This window comes from Halomonas colorata, from assembly GCF_014897985.1.
GTDB lineage: Bacteria > Pseudomonadota > Gammaproteobacteria > Pseudomonadales > Halomonadaceae > Vreelandella > Vreelandella colorata.
In genome coordinates, this window is the sequence record NZ_JABUZA010000099.1 from 1 (window position 1) to 1,467 (window position 1,467).

At 55.8% G+C, this 1,467-nt stretch carries 1 rRNA gene; it reads right to left on the reverse strand.

Annotated features, from left to right (window positions below):
• Positions 1-22: 22 nt before the first annotated feature.
• Positions 23-1,467, reverse strand: a 16S ribosomal RNA gene (locus INT33_RS20935); the annotation flags it as partial.

Sequence of the window (1,467 nt, forward strand, 5' to 3'; positions counted from 1 at the left end):
CCGCGAGGGATGACGCATCGTTTAAGGAGGTGATCCAGCCGCAGGTTCCCCTACGGCTACCTTGTTACGACTTCACCCCAGTCATGAACCACACCGTGGTGATCGCTTTCCCGAAGGTTAAGCTAACCACTTCTGGTGCAGTCCACTCCCATGGTGTGACGGGCGGTGTGTACAAGGCCCGGGAACGTATTCACCGTGACATTCTGATTCACGATTACTAGCGATTCCGACTTCACGGAGTCGAGTTGCAGACTCCGATCCGGACTGAGACCGGCTTTCTGGGATTGGCTTACTTTCGCAAGTTCGCAACCCTTTGTACCGGCCATTGTAGCACGTGTGTAGCCCTACCCGTAAGGGCCATGATGACTTGACGTCGTCCCCACCTTCCTCCGGTTTGTCACCGGCAGTCTCCTTAGAGTTCCCACCATTACGTGCTGGCAAATAAGGACAAGGGTTGCGCTCGTTACGGGACTTAACCCAACATTTCACAACACGAGCTGACGACAGCCATGCAGCACCTGTCTTACAGTTCCCGAAGGCACCCCGGAATCTCTTCCGGGTTCTGTAGATGTCAAGGGTAGGTAAGGTTCTTCGCGTTGCATCGAATTAAACCACATGCTCCACCGCTTGTGCGGGCCCCCGTCAATTCATTTGAGTTTTAACCTTGCGGCCGTACTCCCCAGGCGGTCGACTTATCGCGTTAACTTCGCCACAAAGTGCGCTAGGCACCCAACGGCTGGTCGACATCGTTTACGGCGTGGACTACCAGGGTATCTAATCCTGTTTGCTACCCACGCTTTCGCACCTCAGTGTCAGTATCAGTCCAGAAGGCCGCCTTCGCCACTGGTATTCCTCCCGATCTCTACGCATTTCACCGCTACACCGGGAATTCTACCTTCCTCTCCTGTACTCTAGCTTGACAGTTCCGGATGCCGTTCCCAGGTTGAGCCCGGGGCTTTCACAACCGGCTTATCAAGCCACCTACGCGCGCTTTACGCCCAGTAATTCCGATTAACGCTTGCACCCTCCGTATTACCGCGGCTGCTGGCACGGAGTTAGCCGGTGCTTCTTCTGCGAGTGATGTCTTTCCAGGGAGGTATTAACTCCCTGGCGTTCTTCCTCGCTGAAAGTGCTTTACAACCCGAAGGCCTTCTTCACACACGCGGCATGGCTGGATCAGGGTTGCCCCCATTGTCCAATATTCCCCACTGCTGCCTCCCGTAGGAGTTCGGGCCGTGTCTCAGTCCCGATGTGGCTGATCATCCTCTCAGACCAGCTACGGATCGTCGCCTTGGTGGGCCATTACCCCACCAACTAGCTAATCCGACATAGGCTCATCCGATAGCGCGAGCCGAAGCCCCCTTTCTCCCGTAGGACGTATGCGGTATTAGCCTGGGTTTCCCCAGGTTATCCCCCACTATCGGGCAGATTCCTATGCATTACTCACCCGTCCGCCGCTCGTCAGCG